Genomic DNA, 21,343 nt, shown 5'->3' with positions numbered 1-21,343 from the left:
GATGCCCGTCCTGGAGAATGAAATGACGACAAAAAAACCCTTCGGGCTGCCGTCCGTTAAACTGATCGCAATCGCCGCCGTTGCAGGCATTGTTGCCGGTGCGGCAGCGGTATACGTGAAGGAGACGGGCATTGGCAATGGCGTCAGTGATACGGCCTCGGCCGAGTGCCCGCTGACGAAGGAGCATGCTGCCAATCTGAGCCCGCTGATGAAGGGTCAGGTTGCGGCCATGGTTGCCGCCAGCCAGCCGAAGAAGCTTGAGACCATCGCCTTCAACGGCCCCGATGGCAAGCCGATGACGCTCGATCATTTCTCGGGCAAGACCGTGCTTCTCAATCTCTGGGCCACATGGTGCGTGCCCTGTCGCGAGGAGATGCCGGCGCTGAACGCGCTGGAGAAGCAGATGGGCAGCGACAAGTTCCAGGTCGTGCCCGTCAATATCGACACCGGCGACGACGAAAAGCCAAAGGCATTCCTCAGCGAAATCGGCGTCGATGCCCTGCAGCTCTACCGGGACAACACGATCGGCGTGTTCAACAGTCTGAAGAAGGAGGGCCTTGCGTTCGGTCTGCCGGTAACGCTGCTGCTCGATGACAAGGGGTGCCTGATTTCGGCCATGAACGGCCCGGCGGCATGGGACAGCGAAGATGCCAAGGCGCTGATCAAGGGTGCTGTCGGTTCATAGCGAGCGATCAGGGGTCGCCGGCGCCGCGAATGAAGAAGATGCCGGAAAGTCCGATCAGGACACAGCACTGAAGCAGAAACATCGGCAATTCGCTCGACATGGCGTCTCCTTCCGTTCATGCAAGGAAAGCACGTTGCGAGCATTTGTTCCACTCGCCTCTTCAGGCGATGCTCGCTCAGCGGGTCGGAATTGGGGTTTCGCCGCGATAATCGTAGAAGCCGCGGCCGGATTTGCGGCCGAGCCAGCCTGCCTCGACATATTTCACCAGAAGCGGGCAGGGACGGTATTTGCTGTCGGCGAGGCCATCATGCAGCACCTGCATAATCGACAAACAGGTATCGAGGCCGATGAAATCGGCAAGCTGCAGCGGCCCCATCGGATGGTTGGCCCCAAGCTTCATGGCAGTGTCGATGGCATCGACGGTGCCGACGCCTTCGTACAGCGTGTAGATCGCTTCGTTGATCATCGGCAGAAGGATGCGGTTGACGATGAAAGCCGGGAAATCCTCGGCGACCGTGACGGTCTTTTCCAGCGATGCGACGAATTCCTTGGCGGCGGCGAAGGTCGTTTCTTCGGTGGCGATACCACGCACCAGTTCCACGAGCTTCATAACCGGTACCGGATTCATGAAATGGATGCCCATAAAGCGTTCGGCGCGGTCGGTCGCTGCGGCAAGTCGGGTGATCGACAGGGAAGAGGTGTTGGTGGCAAGGATTGCTTCCGGCTTCAGCACCGGACAGACCTGCGCGTAGATCTTCCGCTTGACGCTTTCATCCTCGGTCGCCGCCTCGATGACGAGGTCGGAAGGAGCGAGGTCGTTGATATCGGCGGAGCCGGTGATACGCGAAAGCGCTGCGCTGCGCTCTTCGTCGCTCATCTTGCCGCTCGTCACCTGGCGCGCAAAATTGCCGTTGATGGTGGCAAGGCCGGATTCGATGCGATCCTGCGACAGATCGTAGATGTGAACCTTGTATCCTGCGGCGGCCGAAACATGCGCGATGCCACAGCCCATCTGGCCCGCACCGATGATACCAATATTCTTCAACACCGCACTCATCTCCAACCCCCGCCCGGCATACACCCCCGCGCTGCCGGTATTTTTATATGAAATTGCCGGACGAAAGATCGCCCGGCAAAAGTAGTAGACCGATAGAAGACAATTTTCCAGTCATTCGCAAGTGCGAAAAGAAGTCAATCTGCCCGATCAGAGGGCTTTTTCGAGCTCCGGCAGCACGTCGAAGAGATCGGCGACAAGTCCATAGTCGGCAATCTGGAAGATCGGCGCTTCCTCGTCCTTATTGATGGCGACGATGACCTTCGAATCTTTCATGCCGGCCAGATGCTGGATGGCACCCGAGATGCCGCAGGCGATGTAGAGCTGCGGGGCGACGACCTTGCCGGTCTGGCCGACCTGCCAGTCATTCGGCGCGTAACCGGCATCAACTGCGGCGCGCGAAGCGCCGACGGCAGCGCCGAGCTTATCGGCGACTGGCAGGATGACTTCCTTGAACTTCTCGGCGGAGCCGAGCGCGCGACCGCCGGAAATGATGATCTTGGCAGACGTCAGTTCCGGACGCTCGGAGGCCGACAGTGCGTCGGATACGAAATTCGAAAGGCCGGGATCCGAGACGGCCGGGATTGCTTCGACCGCAGCCGAGCCGCCCTCGGAAGCCGAGGCGAAGGAGGCGGTGCGCACGGTGACGACCTTCTTGGCGTCGCTCGCCTGCACCGTCTGAATGGCATTGCCTGCATAGATCGGCCGCTTGAAGGTGTCGGGCGACACTACCTCGATGATTTCGGAGACCTGGGCGACATCGAGGAGCGCTGCGACGCGCGGCATGACGTTCTTGCCGGTGGAGGTGGCAGCAGCGACGATCGTGTCATAGCTGCCGGCGAGCGAAACGATCAGGTCGGCGAGCGGTTCGGCAAGGTTGTTGGCTAGCTCGTCGCTCTCAGCCAGCAGTACCTTGGAGACGCCGGAGAGCTTCGCAGCAGCATCGGCAGCAGCCTTGGCGCCCTTGCCTGCGACCAGCACATGAACGTCGCCGCCGATCTTGGAAGCAGCCGTCAGAGCCTTGGCAGTCTGGTCGGAAAGGCTCGCGCTGTCGTGGTCAGCCAGAAGAAGAATGGCCATTATCGTGTTCTCCCTTTCCAGAACTTACAGTACGCCGGCTTCGTTCTTGAGCTTGTCGACAAGCTCGGCAACCGATTTCACCTTCACGCCTGCCTTGCGGCCGGAGGGCTCTTCCGTCTTCAAAACCTTGAGGCGTGGGGCGGTGGATACACCGAAATCGGCCGGGCTTTTCTTGTCGAGCGGCTTCTTCTTTGCCTTCATGATGTTCGGCAAGGTGGCGTAGCGCGGCTCGTTCAAACGCAGGTCGGTCGTCACGACAGCCGGCAGCTTGATCTTGATCGTCTGCAGACCGCCGTCGATTTCACGGGTAACCGTGGCGCTGTCGCCATCGATCTGAATCTTGGAGGCGAAGGTCGCCTGGGCGGAGCCGAGGAGGGCTGCGAGCATCTGGCCGGTCTGATTGGAATCGTCGTCGATCGCCTGCTTGCCGACGATGATCAGGCCCGGCTTTTCGGCATCTGCAACACCCTTGAGGATCTTTGCGACGGCAAGTGGCTCGACGGCATCATCGGTCTCGACGAGGATGGCACGATCGGCGCCCATGGCGAGCGCTGTGCGCAGCGTTTCCTCTGCCTTGGCAGGGCCGATCGACACGACGACCACTTCTTCAGCCTTGCCGGCTTCCTTCAGGCGAAGGGCTTCTTCGACCGAAATCTCGTCGAACGGATTCATCGACATCTTGACGTTGGCAAGGTCGACGCCCGATCCATCCGGCTTGACGCGGATCTTCACGTTGTAATCGACAACGCGTTTGACTGGGACGAGAATTTTCATGGGGTCCTTCCTTCGAACAGAGATGGGCCTTCAATAGAGACTTCTGGGAAAATGCGCGCTCGGGCGCTGCTCCGATTGTCGAATGGCGACATGGATACGCGTTTTTCCTCCAAATACAACGCTTCCGTGACGCAGACGGTCGATTTGAATGGCAATATATTAACGTTTACGTTCACGTCAATATTATAGCTTGTCGCGCCCCCAGGGCAGGCGCGGCGGCACGGGCAGGCCTGAGGCCGTGACGCGGATAGGGATCGGCCGGTCGCGAACGGCACGAGGCGCGACGATCTGCCGGTCGAAGAGCGGTACGCCCGGCCTGCGCATAACCAGCACAAGCAGGGCGCCAGCGATGATGCCGCCGACATGCGCGCCCCAGGATACGTTGCCGCTGGGATCGATCAGCAGCATAAAGAATTGTTGGCCGACCCAAAGCAGGAGCGGGATGAACGCTGGCAAAGGCAGCGGCACGCGGAAGAAGACCAGAACCCAGACACGCACGCGTGGATGCAGCACGAGATAGGCGGCCACCACGCCCGAAATGGCCCCGGATGCGCCGACGAGCGGCGCTTCCGACGTCGTTGACAGCAGGCCGTGGCAGAGAGCGCCGGCTGCAGCGCAAAGAAGGTAAAAAGCGAGGAAGCGCAGGTGGCCCATCGCATCTTCGACATTGTCGCCGAAGACCCAGAGGAAGATCATGTTGCCGGCAAGATGCCAGAAGCTTGTATGAACGAAGGAATAGGTAATGTAGGTCGCCGCTTCCGGCACGATCTCCAGCCCTGGCGCCAGCACCGCATAGCCGAAAATGATGGCCGGTATATAGCCGAGACCGACGGTCGCACTCTGGGCAACCTGTTCACTTTCAACAGCGGTGAATATCCAGGTGGCTATATCTGCGACCATCAGGCCGAGTGTGACCCACTGGACCTTGATGTACTTCAGCGTATTAGCATCGTGCAGCGGTATGAACATGAAGGCCTGCCCCCGGGCGATCGTGATGGCTGCGACCCTATCTGTTTTTCCCGGGAACCCAAAGCACATCTGCCTTGCCGCCGTCATTTGCGTGCCGAGCGGCAACGAAGAGGAAGTCGGAGAGGCGGTTCACGTATTTGAGCGCCGCAGCGCCAACGATTTCTCCTTCGCTCCGGGCAAGCGCCACCATCAGCCGTTCGGCGCGGCGTGCAAGCGTGCGAGCGAGGTGCAAATGGGCGGCAGCGGCGGTTCCGCCGGGCAGCACGAAGGATTTCAGCGGTTCCAGATCGCTATTCAGCCGGTCGATATCCTGTTCCAACCGCGTTACCTGGCTTTCGACGATGCGCAGCGGCTCGTAGGCCGGCGGCTCCGCGGTTTCGGGTGTGGCGAGATCGGCGCCGAGATCGAATAGGTCGTTCTGGATCAATGCCAGCGTGGCATCGAGTTCAGCAAGATTTGCTGTGTGCAGCCTTGCGATACCGATTGCGGAATTGGTTTCGTCGATCGTTCCGTAGGCTTCGACACGAAGATCGTGCTTGGTGCGGCGCGGGCCGGAGACAAGCGCCGTCGTGCCGTCATCGCCGGTTCTGGTGTAGATTTTGTTGAGCCTTACCATCGCCGGCCCTCAGATCAGCTCGGGCGCCCGCCGCCTGTCAGCCAGAGCGTCAGCATGATCAGGATGACGGCGATCGCCTGCAGCAGCACGCGCAGCTGCATCAGCTTGTTGGAAAGGTTCGCATCGCCACCCTTCATCATGTTGAACAGGCCGCGGATCAGTACGAGGGCGACGAGGCCCATGACGATGATCGCGATGACATAGGTGACCGTGGACATGGCTGTCTCTTTTCTTCTTCAGTCCGTCCAGCGCATCAGGCGGTAGAAGAGATCGGCTGGAAGCAGCCTCTTCAGCAATATGCCCTGTTTTGCCGGAGTTGTTACGGGATAATGTGGCTTCGGATTTTTCGAGTTCAATGCATGCGTCAACACTGCATAGACTGCCTCGGGGCCACGTTTGTGGCGGTTGATGGGGCCCGAACCCTCAAGACGGGCCAGCTGCCGACGGTATTCGACCGCGTGGGGTGAGCTTTCGAGGTCGATATGCTCTTTGATCTTCGCCAGCGCATTGGCGGTGAAGCGGCTGGTAATCGGTCCCGGCTCGATCAGACTGACGTGAATACCGCTTCCTTGCAGTTCCATGCGCAGGGTGATGCTCAGGCCCTCGAGCGCGAATTTCGATGCCGTGTAGGCGCCGCGATAGCGATAGGGCACGACGCCGAGGATTGAGGAGCATTGCACGATCCGGCCTTGGCCGCGCCGACGCATGAAGGGAATAATCTGTTTGGTCAGTTCGTGCCAGCCGAAGACATTGGTCTCGAACTGGTCGCGCAGCGCCTGCGTAGGGAGATCCTCGACTGCGCCGGGCTGCCCATAGGCGCCGTTGTTGAACAACGCATCGATCCGGCCGTTGCTGCGCTCGGTCACGGTGGCCACCAGAGCCGAGATCGTCTCGGGTTGCGTGTAGTCCATCAAAACAGCTTCGATGCCGTCGGCTTCCAGCGCTGCCAGGTCACCGATCTTGCGTACTGTGGCGAAGACCCGCCAGCCATCCGCCTTAAGGGCGCGTGCGCAATAGGCGCCGATGCCGGAAGAGCATCCGGTCACGACGATGGTGCGCTGGTCGGCCATTCAATGATTCCTGTACAAAATGGGACTTGTTTCCCATATTCGCCGAAAGGATACAATTGGGAAGCCGAATGCCGAAGGCCCTGCGCACGCTCTACGATGTGGTCTACGACGCCATCTGCCACCTGATCGAGGACGATGGCTTTGCCATGGCAAGCCATGTGGCGCTTTCCAGCCTGCTTGCGGTCTTTCCCTTCCTGATTTTCGGCACGGCGCTCGCCAATTTTCTCGGGGCCGATCAGTTTTCCACCACGGCCATCCACCTGATCTTCGACACATGGCCGGAGGCGATCGCCAAGCCGCTCGCCGACCAGGTAGTGCAGGTGTTGACGATCCCGCGCGGCGGGCTTCTGACCATCTCGGTGCTGGCTGCCGCTTATTTTGCCTCGAACGGTGTCGAGGCGCTTAGAATCTCCCTGAATCGCGCCTATCGCGTGCAGGAGACACGGCCTTGGTATCTCACGCGCCTTGCCAGTCTCGGTTACGTACTCGTGGCCGTGATCATCTTTGCGGTTATCAGCATTCTGCTCGTGGCAGTCCCTGTCGGCCTCGACTATGCGCGCCACTGGCTGTTGCATAACGATACGCTCGAATGGCTGCCGGTGAGGGTCCGTCAATGGTTGCCAATCACTGTCGACACGCTCGAAATTATTTTCAGCTGGCGCATCTACGGCACGCTCCTCATGCTGGTCATCGCGCTGCTCGTGGTCCATCTCTGGTTGCCCGCCGGAAAGCGCCGTGTCTTCGATGTCATTCCCGGTGTGTCTCTGACCCTGCTGTTCTGGCTCGTCGGCGCGCTGATCTTTGCCTATTATCTGGCGACCTTCGCCACTTACACCGCCACCTATGCCGGTCTGGCATCGGTGGTGATCGTACTCATCTTCCTCTACATGGTAGGTGTCATCTTCATCGTCGGCGCCGAGATCAATGCGGCGCTGATGAAATTCCGGGTGCTGCGCAATTTTTCGCGAACCTTCTCGGTGGTCGGACGCGACCGCGTCTCCGATTCAAAGTCCGACAAGACGGCGAATATCGGCAACTGAGAGTTTGCGGCCACGCAGTTCCGCGAGACCGGTATCACCCTCACTCTTCGATAGCTTGCGGCCGTTGGCGTCCACGATGAGGCGATGATGATGATAGATCGGTTGCGGCAGGTTGAGCAGGTTCTGTAGCAGTCTATGCACAGAGGTGGCGTGGAAAAGGTCGAGGCCGCGTACGACATGGGTCACGCCCTGCAGCGCATCGTCGATGACGACGGAGAGATGGTAGCTGGAGGGGGCATCCGAGCGTGAGAGCACGACGTCGCCCCAGACCGCCGGCTCGGCCAGTATCTCGCCTTTTCGTTCGTCACCGGTTTCCGTCCAGAACAGCGGCGCGCCGACCAGATCCAGTGCCCTGTTCATATCGAGCCGCCATGCATGCTTGAGACCCGAGACGAGCATTGCGTTGCGCTCTTCGTCGCTGCGGTCACGATCGTCGGAGGGATAGTGCGACGTGCCGTCAGGATCGCGCGGCCAGGGCTCGCCCATCCGCTCATAGGCGGCGACGCGCGTCTTTACCTCGCTGCGTGTCAGAAACGAGGGGTAAACCAGTCCGCGTTCGATCAGCGAATGAAGGGCTGCCTGATACTCGGAGAAATGTTCCTGCTGGCGACGGACCGGCTGCTCCCATTCGATACCAAGCCAATTGAGATCAGCATAGATCCCGGCTTCGAATTCGGGGGTGCAACGGGTCAGATCGATGTCTTCGATGCGCAGCAGCAGCCGGCCGTCTGCGGCCTTGGCCATGTCGTCATTGATGAGTGCAGACAGCGCATGACCAAGGTGCAGCGGCCCGTTGGGGCTTGGGGCGAAACGGAAGACGGGTTTTTGACGCGGAGTAGTGATCATGCTTTCTTCTGGCATGGATTTAAAGCGATCGCGAGGCAAGGTGCGGGTCATCAGCAATGAAAAGGATATTGAAGAGGGGCTTGCCGCTCTTCTTGTTCTCGATCCGCGCCTGGCGGCGATTGCCAGGGAAGCCGGTCCTGTCCCGCTCAGGCTGCGCGAACCGGGCTTTGCCGGCCTTGCCCATATCATCGTTTCGCAGATGGTCTCGCGCGCCAGCGCCGAGGCGATCTGGCGGCGGATGCAGCCCGAGAGCGGGTTGCTGAATGCCGAGACTTACATAATGCTTCATCCGGAAGCCTGGCGTGAATTCGGTCTTTCGCGTGCCAAGGCAGATACGCTGATGCGAATCGCCCAAGCCGTCGCTGAGGGGCGAATCGATCTGCAGGGGCTGCTCCAAAAGCCTCCTGCCGAAGCGCTGGCGGAATTGACGGCACAGAAAGGAATCGGACCATGGACGGCAGAAGTCTATCTGATGTTCTGCGGCGGGCATGTGGATGTGTTTCCGGCGGGTGACGTGGCGCTCCAGGCAGCGGTTGCTGCGGCATTCGGTCTCGCCGAGCGCCCGCAGGCCAAAGCGCTTGCCGGGCTTGCAGAAATCTGGTCGCCCTGGCGCTCCGTCGCGGCCCGGCTTTTCTGGGCTTATTATGCCGCAAAAATGCGTCGGGACGTGTTGCCGATCGGTTGAACGGCACCGTCCCTCGATTCGCCTTTATTCCCTGAATTTATTGGACTTCACAATCCTGTAACAACCGGCCTAATATACAAGTGCAGATGCCGAATCGATCCAGGAGGGCTCCTTGACGATTGCAGTCTCCCCACAGGCCCTGCCGGCGCTCGTTCTGAACGCTGACTATCGGCCGCTGAGTTATTACCCCTTGTCGCTCTGGTCCTGGCAGGACGCGATCAAGGCGGTATTTCTCGACCGTGTGAATATCATTGCTGAATATGAGCATGAGGTTTCTTCACCGAGCTTCTCGATGCGGCTGCCGAGTGTCGTGTGCCTAAAAACTTACGTTCAGCCATCCCGCAATCCCGCCTTCACACGTTTCAACGTCTTCCTGCGCGACAGGTTCGAGTGCCAGTATTGCGGCGCTCATGACGATCTGACCTTCGACCACGTTATCCCGCGCGCGCATGGCGGCGAGACGACCTGGGAGAATGTCGTGGCGGCTTGTTCGCCCTGCAATCTGCGCAAGGGCAGCAAGCTTCCGAGACAGGCAGGCATGTTCCCGGCGCAAAAGCCGTATCAGCCGACGGTGCAGGACTTGCACAATAACGGCCGGCTCTTCCCGCCGAATTATCTACATGAAAGCTGGCTCGATTACCTCTACTGGGATACCGAGCTGCAGCCTTGATTCAAGATCGTTAGCTTGCGCAGTCGTTATCGCAAGACCGCTACGCAGTTTTGCGCGACAGGCTTTAGGTGCCTAGGCAGTCTTCTTCACGCTCCAGAAGGCGAAGGCTGCGAGAACCAGGCTTGCGATCACATTCCAGCCCGCGAAGGACAGTCCGAGAACGCGCAATGCTGCATCCGTGCACGACGGGCCTTTGATCGTGTTCAGCTCGCCGAGCAGATCGCCTGCATTGGTGGTCATGCTGCTGGCCGTGGTCGAGCAGGTGGCGGGGCCGGGCCAGAAGTGCCATTCGACGCCCGCGTGATAGACGCCCATGCCGGCGCCGACGAGCATGAGGATGCCGACGGCGAGAATGATTGCGCGCGTCAGCCAGTTCGGCAGGCCGATGAGAGCCACAATGGCGCCAACGACAGCGATCGGAATCCCATAATAATAGGGCTGGCGCTGCAGCAGACAGAGCGCGCAGGGAATATAGCCGCCGATATATTGGAATCCGAGAGCCGTTCCGACCACCACCGCCATGCCGATGGCGAGCAGGAGCGGAAGCAATACGGCCGGACGGGCAAGCGGCGAGGATGTGGCATTCATGGCGGAACTCCGCGAAGTTGGCTCAGTGGGCAAAATATCGGTAGGCGATGTATAGCACGATTACGACCGCCGCGCCGACGCCGACGATTTGGCCGAGGCGCTTCTCGATGAAGTGGCGGATCGGCTCGCCGTAACGGCGCAGCAGCCAGGCGAGGAAGAGGAAGCGCGCGCCGCGGGCGATGATTGCCGAAACGATGAAGAGCGGCAGGCCCACATGGATGACGCCGGACAGGATCGTGACGACCTTGATCGGCGGCAGATGCGCAAGGCCTGACGTGACGAGCAGCAGCAGGATCGTTTCATAGGTAACGTAGGACTTCATCTGCTCGAATTGATCGAGCTTTCCATAGAATTCCAGAATCGGGCGCGCCACGGTTTCGTAGGCATAGTAGCCGAGCGCCCAACCGGCTATCCCGCCGAGGACCGATGCGACGGTGGCAACCATCGCGTAGCGATAGGAGCGTTCGGGCTTGGCAAGCGCCATCGGCAGGAAAAGGACATCGGCCGGAACGAGAAAGACGGAGCTTTCGACGAAGGCGATGACGGCGAGCCAGACTTCAGCCCATTTTTTGGAGGCCAGAGACATGGTCCAGTCGTAAAGTCTGCGGAGCATCCGTTTCCTTTCCCTGTTGCAACGCACAAAGCATTAGGGGGCGATCATGATGCTGTAAATGCTCGCTCTGCGGCTTCCCGGTGTTCGCGTTGAAAATTTTCGTGATGTGCCCTCCCAAGATTTAGCAGGATGGCAAGGCTGTGAATCTGCGGCAAGTTGTCGGCGGGTTTGAAATAGGTTGTGGCAAGTCGTGAAATTGAGGGTCATAGAGGGCGGGCTTAGCATCGCCAAAGAACGGGATGGTAGTCTGAATCGTCGCCGACCGGACCATGAGGATGTCCGCCGCGAGGCCGAGCGACGCCTTGACGCCAGCGGGTATCACCGTTCACGAGTCAAGGAATTTGCCGTCGGTGTGCCTATGCCGGCATCGCTCAGGTATCTTGCCATGCAAATCGAATTCGCGGCTGAGGCGATCTGCCGGCTCGATCGTATCCCGGCTGATTTCGATTCGGATCTTTATTGGCCGAAACTGGACAATGTCACGACAGCCTGATCACCAGGTGCGCGGCGCCTTTCAGGAAAGATCCATGGATTTTTCCCACTGCTGGCGCATCACGTTCATTTCCGTGCGCTTCTGCGCCATCTCGCTGACGACGGCGCGGAGATTCGGATGGCGCGACATGAACATGTTGAAGTCGCGCCGCTCCAGTACTTCGAACTGGCAGAAATCGACCGCAATGACATCAGCCGTGCGGCGTCCGCCGCTAAGTAGCGCCATTTCACCGAAGAAGGCGCCGGGCTCAAGTCGCACCGCGCCGCTTGCCAGCCGCACCTCGACCGCGCCGGAGGAGATGAAGAACATGCTGTCGCCACGGTCACCGCGCCGGATGACGCGTTCGCCCGGCGAGGCAAGTTTCGGGTTGAACAGCAGCAGCAGTTCCTCGAGGGCATCCTCGCCGACTTCGGAAAAGAGCGGGAAGGTATCGACGAGCTGCTGGATGCGCAGATGATGCTGGCGGGCACGCTCCTCGCCGAGTGCCCGGATTTTTTCCAGTTCCCGCGCCAGGATGTCCTGGTTCTTCCGGCCGTAGCTTTCATAGATACGCGGCCACCTCAACTTGATGCGGCCGTTCAGCTTTTCCGCCGCGAAGATGACGAGCGGGTTGAGCGTGATGGAAAGAATGGCCGCGGCAAGGATCAGATCTTGCCCTTCCTGGGGCAGGAGTCCAAGCGAGACGCCGAGACCGGCGAGAATGAAGGAGAATTCACCGATCTGTGCAAGGCCGCCGGCGGCCGTCAGGCCCATGCCGATCGGATAGCGCAACAGGGTAACGATCGCAAAAGAGATGACTGCCTTGCCAACGATGATCAGCCCCAATGCGCCAATGATGGCAAGAGGCTGACGCAGGATGATCGACGGGTCGAAAAGCATGCCGACCGAGACGAAGAACAGCACCGAAAAGGCGTTCTGCAGCGGCAGGGAATCGGCTGCGGCGCGGTGGCTGAGATGGGATTCACTCATGACCACGCCGGCGAAGAAGGCGCCGAGTGCAAAGGAGACGCCGAAGATCGCTGCCGAGCCGAAGGCGATGCCAAGCGCGATGGCAAGAACCGCGAGGGTAAAGAGCTCGCGCGAGCCGGTGCGCGCAATCAATGTCAGAAGCCAGGGCACGATGCGGGGGCCGAGGAAGATCGCCATGGCGGCAAAGGCTCCGACCTTTGCCAGGGTGAGGGCGATCGTGGCTGAAAGTGGCAGGTCGACGCCGTGCCAGGTGTCGCCCGCATGGCCGCCGAGAAGCTCGGCCAGCGCCGGCAGCAGCACGAGCGCCAGCACCATTGCCAGATCCTCGACGATCAGCCAGCCAACGGCAACGCGTCCGCCGGCGGTATTGACGAGGTTACGCTCTTCCAGCGCTTTCAAAAGCACGACGGTACTGGCGACAGACAGGCTAAGGCCAAAGACAACGCCGGCGCCGAGGCTCCAGCCCCAGAGTTCGCCGAGGCCGATACCGAGCAGGGTCGCCAGCAGGATCTGGCCGATGGCGCCGGGAATGGCAACGCCGCGCACGGCAAGAAGATCGGATGCGGAGAAGTGCAGGCCAACGCCGAACATCAGCAGAATCACGCCCATTTCGGCAAGCTGGCTGGCAAGCTCCGTGTCCGCCACGATCCCCGGCGTGAAAGGTCCCATAACAACGCCGGCGGCGAGATAGCCGACCAGCGGCGGCAGCCGCAGCCTGTCTGCACCATAGCCAAGAATTGCCGCGAAGACGAAGCTTATGGCTACCGTCGCAATGAGTCCCGTTTCCTGATGCATCAGCCCTCTCAAAATGCCCGGAGGCCGGCACTTTAGGATGAAGCGCCAGCAAAGTTAAAGAGTTGATTTGAAGGGAATAGGCGTAAATTGCCGGCTTTTTTCGGAACTACAAAGCTCCCGTGTCGTTGCCCTTATGTGAAGACAAGGAGAAGAGAGATGCGAAAAATCCTCATCAACTGCGCAATCGCTGCCCTTGCCCTAGCCTCAGCGGCAGCGCCTGCGATGGCAGATAGCGTAACCGTCACACGCGAGCGTGCCTATGACGGTTATGACCGTGACCGCCCCGGCGTTACCATCAGTGATCGCGGCATTACGTTCGGCGCGGTGCGCGAACGGGATCGCTGGCGCGATCGGGACCGTGACCGCTGCTACACGCGGAGCGTGACCCGTGAGACCGACGAAGGCACTGTCACAAAAACGGTTCGCCGTTGTGACTAACGACTTCGCTGGGGATTCGGCATTCCACTCCGCCGAGACCGCAGCATTAATCTGCGAGAAGCATGCCTTCGCCTTTTGGGGGGCGAAGCATGAAATTCGCTTCAGAGATGTTTGGTGCCCCATGCCGGGGTCGAACCAGCACTTCTTTCGAAACTCGATTTTGAGTCGAGCGCGTCTACCAATTCCGCCAATGGGGCAGCGAAATACGAGGCGGCTGTCTAACATGCGTTCGCCCGCGCGTGCAAGACGGCGGGCGAAGTTTAGCTGCGTGGAATTTGATGTTTAGTGGGCGACCGTTGCGCTTGCTCCGGTCAGACCTGACTTTTTCAGCGTGATCGCCAGAACCGAGGCGAGCAGGCAGAAGGCGCCGGCAATGAAGAAGGCGGGCAGGTAGCTTTCCAGCGCCGTGCGCGACAGGCCGGCGCCGTAGGCGGCCGTGGCAGCGCCAAGCTGATGGCCCGCAAAGACCCAGCCGAAAACGAGACCTGCTTTTTCACGGCCGAAGCGGTCGGCAGCGATTTTGACGGTTGGCGGCACGGTGGCGATCCAGTCTAGTCCGTAGAAGACGGCGAAGATCGATAGGCCGTAGAAAGAGAAATCGCTGAAGGGCAGGAAGAGCAGCGAGAGGCCGCGCAGACCATAATACCAGAAGAGCAGCCAGCGATTGTCGAAGCGGTCGGAAAGCCAGCCGGAACCGATCGTGCCGAAGAAATCGAAGATGCCCATGACGGCAAGAACGCTTGCGGCCGCAACCGGCATGATGCCGAAATCGCCGCAGAGGGTGACGAAATGTGTCTGGATCAGACCATTGGTGCTGAGCCCACAGATGAAGAAGGTGGCAAACAGGATCCAGAAGGTCGATGTCTTCGAGATTTCCTTGAGTGTGGTGAGCGGCGTTGCAAGTGCTGCGCCGAGCGTGCCGCGGACAGGGGCTGGCGTGATCTGGGTTTCGCCGACCGAGGGCAGGTTCACATCAGAGGGGCGATCACGCATGAACAGGAGCACGAGAAGGGCGGCGACCATGATCATGGCGCAGACGAAGAAGACGGTCGCGCGCCAGCCATAGCGTTCGGTCAGCTCCGCCATCAGCGGTAGGAAGACGAGCTGGCCCGTCGCTGAGCTCGCCGAGAGCATGCCGACGACGAGGCCTCGATGCTTGACGAACCAGCGAGTGGAAACCGTGGCTGCCAGCACCATGGCGGTCAGCCCGGTGCCGAAGCCGACGACGACGCCCCAGAGCGCCAGCAGATGCCACAGCTTGGTCATGAATAGCGAGCCGACGAAGCCAGCCCCGATGAGGGCGAGTGCAAAGACGATGACTTTACGGACGCCAAAATAGTTCATGAAGGCTGCTGCAAACGGACCCATCAGACCGAAGAGGATCAGGCGGATGGCAAGAGCAGACGAGATTTGCGAGGTTTCCCAGCCGAATTCGTCCTGCAGCGGTTTGATGAGGACACCCGGCGCACCCATGGCGCCGGCGGTTACGAGCATGGTCAGGAAGGTGGCGGCGACGACGACCCATCCATAATGAATGTTTCGCCGGGCAAGGGAGGATGCAAGGACTGCAGAGACCATGGGCAAATTCCGTTTATGACGTGGGGACCATACAAGAGAGTTTTACATGACGATCATCATATTTGTTGCGTATTGATGATGGACATCATATAAATTGTCAAGTGACCATTTCCGGAGACGAAAAATGCGGGTCAGCCGAGAAAAATTTGCAGAAAACCGTGAAAAGATCCTGACGGCTGCCAGCGTGCTTTTTCGCGAGAATGGATTTGACGGCGTCGGCGTCGCCGACATCATGAAAGCCGCCGGTCTGACCCATGGCGGATTTTACGGCCATTTCGAATCAAAGGACGATCTTGCGCTGGAAGTCAGCCGCAATCTGATCGAACGCGTGGAGGAACGCTGGCGAGAGCAGATTGCCAGCCATCCAGAGCGGCCACTACAAGCGCTGCTTGATCACTACATCCACTGGCGCACGGTCGACGATCCAGGTGGAAGCTGTGTATTCGCCTCGCTGACCCAGGAAGTCAGCCGCAGCGAAGGTGCGGTTCGTGCGACCTTCAGCGAGGGTTTATCGACGCTGGTCGCTGTTCTCCAGGATATCGTGCCGGGTGAAACGTCGGAGGAGCGTCGCGCCAATGCGACGACGACGCTCTCCTCGATGATGGGGGCTGTTATTCTGGCCAGGGCGGTCGAGGATCGGGCGCTCGCTGAACAGTTCCTGGTCACGATGCGCCGCAAGCTCGACCCGGCGCAGTCGTTCTAAATCGGTGCGCGCTCTTGTCGGAATGGAATGATCTCCCGCCGCGTTATCAGCAGGAGATTGCCGTGGCGGCTTATTTGAAGCCGGCGACATTGTGCGGAATGTAGGGCGCTTCGAGTGCTGCGACATCCTCGGCGCTCAGTTTCACCGTCAGCGCTCCGACGGCATCCGTCAGGTGGTTCGGCTTGGAGGCACCGATGATCGGGGCGGTGACGGCGCTTTTCTGCAGGATCCAGGCAGTGGCGACCTGGGCGCGGGAGAGGCCATGAGCCCTGGCGATCTCGGCAACCTTCTCAACGATCTTGCGGTCGGCATCCTCGGCCTGCTTGTAGAGCGTCTTGCCGAATTCGTCGGTCTCGCTGCGGTTGGTCTTCTCGTCCCAGTCGCGGGTCAGACGGCCGCGGGCAAGCGGGCTCCAGGGAATGACGGCGATCTTCTGGTCCTCGCAGAACGGCAGCATTTCCCGCTCTTCTTCGCGGTAGAGCAGGTTCACGTGGTTCTGCATGCTGACGAATTCCGTCCAGCCGTTGAGACGCGACGTGTAGAGCGCCTTGGCGAACTGCCAGGAATACATGGAGGAGGCGCCGATATAGCGCGCCTTGCCGGCCTTCACGATATCATGGAGGGCTTCCAGCGTTTCCTCGATCGGTGTCGTGTAGTCCCAGCGGTGAATTTGATAGAGGTCGACATAGTCAGTGCCGAGGCGGCGTAGGCTGTTGTCGATCTCATCGAAGATCGCCTTGCGCGACAGGCCGGCGCCATTCGGGCCGGGGCGCATGCGGTTGAAGACCTTGGTGGCAAGCACGATGTCTTCGCGCTTGGCGAAATCCTTGATGGCACGGCCCACGATCTCCTCCGAGGAGCCGTTGGAATAGGTATTGGCTGTATCGAGGAAGTTGATGCCGAGATCGATCGCCTGCTTGAGCAGCGCACGGCTTTCTTCCTCCGGCAGGCTCCAGGCGTGGTTTCCGCGATTCGGATCGCCATAGGTCATGCAGCCGAGGCAGATCTTCGAGACTTCGAGACCGGTCTTCCCGAATTTTACATATTCCATGAAAGTGCTCCGTGATGAATTTCAGCGACTCCCCAGACGCATGCGTATGATGTAGCGCAGAAATCGTGGAAGTCTCAGCCAGCCTGGCGGAGAATTTGTTCTGCGGTTAGCGCAACAATGGGCGACCATTGAGCGGGATCTCGCCTTATCCTTGCGAACTACACCGCTTGCGTGTCCGCACTGGGAGGTGTTAGCTGGTGCAGCATCTTACCGGATCTTGCCCATGAAACTGCCGTCTGGCGATCAATACGACACGCTCTACTGCGATTTTTCCTGGCAGATCCCTGAGGATTTCAATATCGGCCGTGCCGTCAGCGACGATTGGGCGGGGCGTGATCCCGGTCGCATCTGCCTCGAACACTTCAGCCCTGACGGCGATCACCTGTCTTTGACCTATGGCGAGCTAGCTGCCCGCTCATCATCCCTCGCCAACGCGCTTTCAGCACTCGGCATCGGCCGGGGAGATCGCGTGGCGCTGCTTCTGCCGCAGTGTTTCGAGACGGTCATTTCGCATGTGGCGATCTACAAGATGAGCGCGATTGCTCTGCCGCTTGCTCTGCTTTTTGGGGTCGAAGCGCTGGAATACCGACTGAAGGCCGCGGGCGCGGCAGCCGTCATAACCAACGGCTTCGGTCTTGCTCGGATCAATCAGATCCGCGACCGGCTGCCTGACGTCAAACATATCATCAGCATCGAAGGACCTTCGGCAGATACGCTCGGCTTTGCCGATCTGGTCTCGGCCTATCCGCCCGTCTTCGATATCGCGCAATCGGGACCGGATGAGCCGGCCCTGATGATCTTCACGTCGGGCACGACAGGCCCTCCGAAGGGTGCGCTGCACGGTCATCGGGTGCTCGCCGGCCACATTCCGGGCATGCAGTTTGTCCACGAAGGTTTCCCGCAGGCGGGAGATAAAGTCTGGACGCCGTCGGACTGGGCCTGGGCTGGCGGTTTGCTCAATGCGCTACTGCCGAGCCTGCTGCTCGGTGTACCTGTCGTCTCTTCGCCGGCCCAGAAATTCGATGCGGACACGGCCTATCGCATCATGGCCGAGATGAAGGTCCGCAACGCCTTCATTCCGCCAACGGCGTTGCGGCTCCTGAAATCCGTTGATGCGCCGCGCTTGAAATATGATCTCGTGCTGCGCACGATCGGCTCGGCGGGCGAATCGCTTGGCCGTGAGACCTATGAGTGGGTGCGCCGCACGCTCGGTATTACGGTCAATGAATTTTACGGGCAGACGGAATGCAATTTTGTGCTGTCTTCCAGCGCTGCCTTCGGCGTTACGAAGCCAGGTGCAATCGGACGCGCTTCGCCTGGCCACAAGGTGGCGATCGTCAACGATGAAGGTGCCGAGCTGCCGGTCGGAGAGCAAGGACAGATCGCCATTGCCAGCCCTGATCCGGTAATGTTCCTCGGCTACTGGAACGATCCCGATGCGACGCAGAGGAAATATGTCGAGGGTTGGCTGCTGACCGGCGACATCGGCCGGCAAGATGAGGAGGGCTATGTCACCTTCGCGGGCCGCGACGATGACGTCATTACCTCTTCGGGTTACCGCATCGGTCCGGCGGAGATCGAGGACTGTCTCATCGGTCATCCGGCCGTACAGCTCGCCGCTGCCGTTGGCAAACCCGATGCGTTGCGAACCGAAATCGTCAAGGCCTATATCGTGCTTGCACCGGGCCACGAGCCCAGCGCGGAGCTGGCCGCAGAAATCCGGGACTGGGTAAAGACGCGGCTTTCAATGCACGAATATCCGCGCGAGGTCGAGTTTGTGGATGCCTTGCCGCTGACGACGACAGGTAAGGTGATACGCCGGCTGCTGCGGGAAAAGGCTGCCGCGGAAGCCGAAATCAGCCTCGGCCGGCAAGCGACATGATCTTCTCGCGCAGCATCTTCGCCATGTTGCGGGTGCTGCGGTACATGTGAAGTTGGGCCGCGACCTGGCGCATGTCGCGGTCGCCGTTCTGGGTGAGGCCGATCACCAGCGTGCCCATCTCCTCGCGCTCCCGCCAAAAGCGGCTCATGATCGGATGATCGGAGACGGCGCAGGAATCCGAGCGCACGACGTTGGCGTCGTCGAGATGCCATTCCGTCAGCTCGCTCATCAGCAGCTTGCCCGGCGAGTAGCGGGAATAGTTTTCGTCATAGGCGGTCTTCCAGGTGTAGGCCTCGCCGCCCATCATCAGCACGACGACGGAGGCAATTGCCTTGCCTTTGAGGTCGATCGTGTGGATGCGTACGGCGTCGACCTCCGCCAGGTTGGAGACGGCCTCGCGGGCGAAGGCGGTGTGATAGCGGTCGGTCACCAGCGCACTGCGGCGCTTGCCTTTCCAGCCGCCGGCCTCTAGCGCCAGGAATTCCTCGAAGCGCATGTGAATCTCCCGCGGCTGGCGGGCAACGGTGTGGACGACCGTGCCGAGCTCTTCGAGCAGCCGCCACTGGCGGCGCATCTCGCGCAGGTGAGAGGAGGATATGGTGCGGCCGAGATAGACCATGGCGTCGTCATCGCTCTGCAGCATCGGCCGCTCATAGGGATTGGCGATCGTCAGCGGCAGGTTGCGGCTGAGCGCTACGGCCTTGGCCATGCGCACGAAGATGCCGTTCAGCCGTACGTCTGGCAGCACCAGCGTGCCCGGCAGGCCGAGGTCCGGCGTGATCAGGCCTTCGAAGAGATTGTCCAGCGTCTCGGCCGCGTCCTCGGCATCGACGAGCGGGGTGCCGAGCGGACCGAAGCTGTTTGCCCAGCCGCGGATAATCGATGGGCCGACGGCAAAACCCGGCTTGTCGACTGAGAACGGCATCAGCAGGCGCATGCGGCTGCGATGCTCATTCTGATCGCGGATGATGGCGAAATTGACCTGCCGATCCTCCAGCCGCGGCATGGCGGGGGCCAGGAAACGGCCGCTGAAGAAGACGTTCGGCTCCATCGCGCGGTTTGAAAGGAAGTCCAGTTCCTCCTGCAGATCGTAGCCGAGCTTACCGGGGTAGAGGCAGAGTTCGCGGCCCGGCCGGCCGATTTCGATGCGCCCTTCGGCCTGCGGCGCGTCGAACTTGAGCGCGGCAAGATCGTGAACCATGCGGTTCGCGTTGCTGTCGGTGCTCTCGGTGATGGGTGGTACGCGTACCATCTATCGGGCTCTCATTTCTGGCGTTGCGGCGGAAGGGGTCGCGAAGGCGAAGAGCGTGAAGCCAAGTGCGCGGCGCACGAAGACATGCAGCAGCATCGCTTCCACGGCCATGGCGGAGGCAGTGGCGATCGCCGTACCGACGATACCGTAGTGTGGGATCAGTAGAATATTGAGGCCGACGTTAGCGGCGAGCGCTCCGGCATAAAGAGCGACGCAGAGGTTTTGTTTGCCCGCCATCATCAGAAGCGTCTCTGCAGGGCCGACCAACGCCTTGGCGAGGATGCCGGCCAGCAGGATCGCCATCAGCACATAACCGGCCGTAAAAGCACCACCGAAGAGCGACAGCAGCAGATGCCCGGCAGCCAGGACAGCGAGACCGATGCCGAGGGCAGGCCAAAACGTCCAACGGGCGGCATCGACAGCGGCAATAGCAAGATCGGTCCGGTTGCCTTCGGCGATGATGGAGGAGAAGCGGGGACCGGCGGCGGCCTTCACCGAGAAATTGATGAAATGCACTAGCGCCATGGTCTTGGCGGCCGCGAAGTAGATCGCGACATCATGCGGCTCGAGAAAGATACCGACAACGATGACGTCGGAATTGGTCAGCAGGAAGCTCACGCCTTCGATCAGGAAGATCGGAAAAGCAACGCCCAGCCATTCCAGGAAGTCGACTTTGCGCGGGCCGGCGTCATAGTGCCGGCGCATCCGATAGAGCGTGGCGGCGTATTGGCCGAGCGCAGTGACGAACGTTGCCGCAAGTGCAGCCTGCATGGCGGTGACTGCGGTGTGCGGCGCGCCGAAGACGACGGCTATCAGCATGAAGAGAATGATGAGAATTGGCCTGACAATATAGACGGGGCTCAGCGCCATGACCGGCCAGTGGTTGGCCCGCGACGTGCCCTCGAGAATATCGCCGAGCGCGATCATCGGCATGGCGATAAGGCCAAGGAAGGTCGGCACGAGGTAATAGCTTTCGATCCTGTCGCCGAAGAAATGCAGGCCGAGCATGCCGGTGATGAGAACGGTCGTGCCTGAGAACATCGCGAAGACTCGGGCGGTGCCGGTCAGGCCACGGATTTCGGCAAAGGCGCCGGCAGCACGATATTGCGGCAGGAAGCGGACGATTGCGGTATGGAAGCCAAGACAGGAAAGGTCGCCGCAGAGGACGACCAGCACCCATACGAAAACGAAGATGCCGTATTCATATTCGCCCATCAGCCTGGCGAGCACGATCTGCGACAGAAAGGCGAGGGCTGCACTCAGGATGCGGATCGCAAAGGCGATCAGCGCCATACGCTGGGCGGCGGCCTTGTCGCCCCGTTCGGCAAGAACTATGGCAAGGCTGCGCAGCGCCCGGCTGGCGATCGGCCGCAGCCCCGCGGGCAGCATCTTTTCCGCTGTTTCCATGACCGCCATTCTGAACACGCAAAACTCTAAGGGCAGGGCAATTATAGCGGCAAGTCTTGCCAGATCAGGGTTAAGAAACGGTATG

General features: G+C 60.3%; 23 protein-coding genes and 1 tRNA gene. 8 read left to right on the top strand and 16 right to left on the bottom strand.

Annotation, left to right across the window (positions count from 1 at the left end; all coding sequences use genetic code 11):
• The first annotated feature begins 22 nt into the window (after window positions 1-22).
• Window positions 23-685 (top strand): thiol:disulfide interchange protein TlpA, encoded by a 663-nt coding sequence (gene tlpA, locus FHX08_RS22955; protein ID WP_132655550.1) that lies wholly within the window; start codon window positions 23-25, stop codon window positions 683-685.
• 175 nt (window positions 686-860) lie between these two features.
• Here the strand turns inward: tlpA and FHX08_RS22950 are convergent, their stop codons facing one another.
• From FHX08_RS22950 to FHX08_RS22920, 7 genes are all read right to left on the bottom strand, one after another.
• Window positions 861-1,742, bottom strand: coding sequence for a 3-hydroxybutyryl-CoA dehydrogenase (locus FHX08_RS22950; protein WP_132655548.1), 882 nt, complete (start codon window positions 1,740-1,742; stop codon window positions 861-863).
• Between the two features lie 147 nt (window positions 1,743-1,889).
• The gene (locus tag FHX08_RS22945) at window positions 1,890-2,819 is read right to left on the bottom strand and encodes an electron transfer flavoprotein subunit alpha/FixB family protein (protein WP_132655546.1); all 930 of its coding nucleotides are present in this window, start codon (window positions 2,817-2,819) and stop codon (window positions 1,890-1,892) included.
• Between the two features lie 24 nt (window positions 2,820-2,843).
• Entirely contained in the window at window positions 2,844-3,593 is a 750-nt protein-coding gene (locus FHX08_RS22940) for an electron transfer flavoprotein subunit beta/FixA family protein (RefSeq protein WP_132655544.1), read from the bottom strand.
• Window positions 3,594-3,776: 183 nt separating this feature from the next.
• On the bottom strand, window positions 3,777-4,562 hold the full coding sequence (locus tag FHX08_RS22935) for a rhomboid family intramembrane serine protease (RefSeq protein WP_132655542.1): 786 nt from the start codon (window positions 4,560-4,562) through the stop codon (window positions 3,777-3,779).
• Between the two features lie 37 nt (window positions 4,563-4,599).
• On the bottom strand, window positions 4,600-5,178 hold the full coding sequence (locus FHX08_RS22930) for a cob(I)yrinic acid a,c-diamide adenosyltransferase (RefSeq protein ID WP_132655540.1): 579 nt from the start codon (window positions 5,176-5,178) through the stop codon (window positions 4,600-4,602).
• A gap of 14 nt (window positions 5,179-5,192) precedes the next feature.
• Window positions 5,193-5,396 carry a twin transmembrane helix small protein gene (locus FHX08_RS22925; protein ID WP_007825545.1) on the bottom strand — a complete coding sequence of 68 codons (204 nt, stop codon included), beginning with the start codon at window positions 5,394-5,396 and terminating at the stop codon, window positions 5,193-5,195.
• 18 nt (window positions 5,397-5,414) lie between these two features.
• Entirely contained in the window at window positions 5,415-6,248 is an 834-nt protein-coding gene (locus FHX08_RS22920; RefSeq protein WP_132655538.1) for an SDR family oxidoreductase, read from the bottom strand.
• A 68-nt stretch (window positions 6,249-6,316) separates the two neighbouring features.
• On the opposite strand from FHX08_RS22920, the gene FHX08_RS22915 reads away from it, so the two are divergent.
• A complete protein-coding gene (locus FHX08_RS22915; RefSeq protein WP_132655536.1) occupies window positions 6,317-7,288 on the top strand; it encodes a YihY/virulence factor BrkB family protein in 972 nt (323 codons plus the stop codon).
• On the opposite strand, the gene gluQRS is transcribed toward FHX08_RS22915, so the two are convergent.
• Window positions 7,253-8,134, bottom strand: a complete 882-nt coding sequence (gene gluQRS, locus FHX08_RS22910) for a tRNA glutamyl-Q(34) synthetase GluQRS (RefSeq protein ID WP_132655534.1) — start codon at window positions 8,132-8,134, stop codon at window positions 7,253-7,255. The genes FHX08_RS22915 and gluQRS overlap by 36 nt on opposite strands.
• Here gluQRS and FHX08_RS22905 point away from each other — a divergent pair.
• Together FHX08_RS22905 and FHX08_RS22900 are read left to right on the top strand one after the other, a co-directional pair.
• Window positions 8,133-8,819 (top strand): DNA-3-methyladenine glycosylase family protein, encoded by a 687-nt coding sequence (locus tag FHX08_RS22905; RefSeq protein WP_132655532.1) that lies wholly within the window; start codon window positions 8,133-8,135, stop codon window positions 8,817-8,819. The two genes, gluQRS and FHX08_RS22905, sit on opposite strands and share 2 nt — an antisense overlap.
• A gap of 112 nt (window positions 8,820-8,931) precedes the next feature.
• Window positions 8,932-9,489 (top strand): HNH endonuclease, encoded by a 558-nt coding sequence (locus FHX08_RS22900; RefSeq protein WP_132655530.1) that lies wholly within the window; start codon window positions 8,932-8,934, stop codon window positions 9,487-9,489.
• A 72-nt stretch (window positions 9,490-9,561) separates the two neighbouring features.
• On the opposite strand, the gene FHX08_RS22895 is transcribed toward FHX08_RS22900, so the two are convergent.
• Together FHX08_RS22895 and FHX08_RS22890 are read right to left on the bottom strand one after the other, a co-directional pair.
• Window positions 9,562-10,077: a disulfide bond formation protein B gene (locus FHX08_RS22895; RefSeq protein WP_132655528.1), complete on the bottom strand. Its 516-nt coding sequence runs from the start codon at window positions 10,075-10,077 to the stop codon at window positions 9,562-9,564.
• 22 nt (window positions 10,078-10,099) lie between these two features.
• Complete coding sequence (locus tag FHX08_RS22890; RefSeq protein WP_132655526.1) at window positions 10,100-10,690, bottom strand: YqaA family protein; 591 nt, start codon at window positions 10,688-10,690, stop codon at window positions 10,100-10,102.
• 190 nt (window positions 10,691-10,880) lie between these two features.
• Between FHX08_RS22890 and FHX08_RS22885 the strand changes: the two genes are divergently transcribed.
• Window positions 10,881-11,183 carry a hypothetical protein gene (locus tag FHX08_RS22885; RefSeq protein ID WP_132655524.1) on the top strand — a complete coding sequence of 101 codons (303 nt, stop codon included), beginning with the start codon at window positions 10,881-10,883 and terminating at the stop codon, window positions 11,181-11,183.
• Window positions 11,184-11,204: 21 nt separating this feature from the next.
• Here FHX08_RS22885 and FHX08_RS22880 read toward each other — a convergent pair whose 3' ends face one another.
• Complete coding sequence (locus tag FHX08_RS22880; protein WP_132655522.1) at window positions 11,205-12,947, bottom strand: cation:proton antiporter; 1,743 nt, start codon at window positions 12,945-12,947, stop codon at window positions 11,205-11,207.
• A gap of 156 nt (window positions 12,948-13,103) precedes the next feature.
• Between FHX08_RS22880 and FHX08_RS22875 the strand changes: the two genes are divergently transcribed.
• Window positions 13,104-13,385 (top strand): hypothetical protein, encoded by a 282-nt coding sequence (locus FHX08_RS22875; protein ID WP_132655520.1) that lies wholly within the window; start codon window positions 13,104-13,106, stop codon window positions 13,383-13,385.
• Between the two features lie 112 nt (window positions 13,386-13,497).
• Here the strand turns inward: FHX08_RS22875 and FHX08_RS22870 are convergent.
• Together FHX08_RS22870 and FHX08_RS22865 are read right to left on the bottom strand one after the other, a co-directional pair.
• Window positions 13,498-13,582 (bottom strand) — tRNA-Leu (locus tag FHX08_RS22870).
• Between the two features lie 85 nt (window positions 13,583-13,667).
• The gene (locus FHX08_RS22865; protein ID WP_132655518.1) at window positions 13,668-14,963 is read right to left on the bottom strand and encodes an MFS transporter; all 1,296 of its coding nucleotides are present in this window, start codon (window positions 14,961-14,963) and stop codon (window positions 13,668-13,670) included.
• Between the two features lie 124 nt (window positions 14,964-15,087).
• Here FHX08_RS22865 and FHX08_RS22860 point away from each other — a divergent pair, with 124 nt between their 5' ends.
• A complete protein-coding gene (locus FHX08_RS22860; RefSeq protein ID WP_132655516.1) occupies window positions 15,088-15,666 on the top strand; it encodes a TetR/AcrR family transcriptional regulator in 579 nt (192 codons plus the stop codon).
• Window positions 15,667-15,736: 70 nt separating this feature from the next.
• Here the strand turns inward: FHX08_RS22860 and FHX08_RS22855 are convergent, their stop codons facing one another.
• On the bottom strand, window positions 15,737-16,717 hold the full coding sequence (locus FHX08_RS22855; protein ID WP_132655514.1) for an aldo/keto reductase: 981 nt from the start codon (window positions 16,715-16,717) through the stop codon (window positions 15,737-15,739).
• Window positions 16,718-16,940: 223 nt separating this feature from the next.
• Here FHX08_RS22855 and FHX08_RS22850 point away from each other — a divergent pair, with 223 nt between their 5' ends.
• Window positions 16,941-18,599 (top strand): AMP-binding protein, encoded by a 1,659-nt coding sequence (locus FHX08_RS22850; protein WP_132655512.1) that lies wholly within the window; start codon window positions 16,941-16,943, stop codon window positions 18,597-18,599.
• Here FHX08_RS22850 and FHX08_RS22845 read toward each other — a convergent pair.
• Together FHX08_RS22845 and FHX08_RS22840 are read right to left on the bottom strand one after the other, a co-directional pair.
• A complete protein-coding gene (locus FHX08_RS22845; protein ID WP_132655510.1) occupies window positions 18,574-19,851 on the bottom strand; it encodes a GNAT family N-acetyltransferase in 1,278 nt (425 codons plus the stop codon). The genes FHX08_RS22850 and FHX08_RS22845 overlap by 26 nt on opposite strands.
• Window positions 19,852-21,267 carry an oligosaccharide flippase family protein gene (locus FHX08_RS22840; RefSeq protein WP_132656277.1) on the bottom strand — a complete coding sequence of 472 codons (1,416 nt, stop codon included), beginning with the start codon at window positions 21,265-21,267 and terminating at the stop codon, window positions 19,852-19,854. It lies immediately after the preceding gene.
• Between the last annotated feature and the right edge of the window lie 76 nt (window positions 21,268-21,343).

Origin of the sequence: Rhizobium sp. BK529, from assembly GCF_014194105.1 — a bacterium.
GTDB lineage: Bacteria > Pseudomonadota > Alphaproteobacteria > Rhizobiales > Rhizobiaceae > Rhizobium.
Note: the sequence above shows the minus strand (reverse complement) of the source record. Positions and strands in the feature narration are given on the sequence as shown.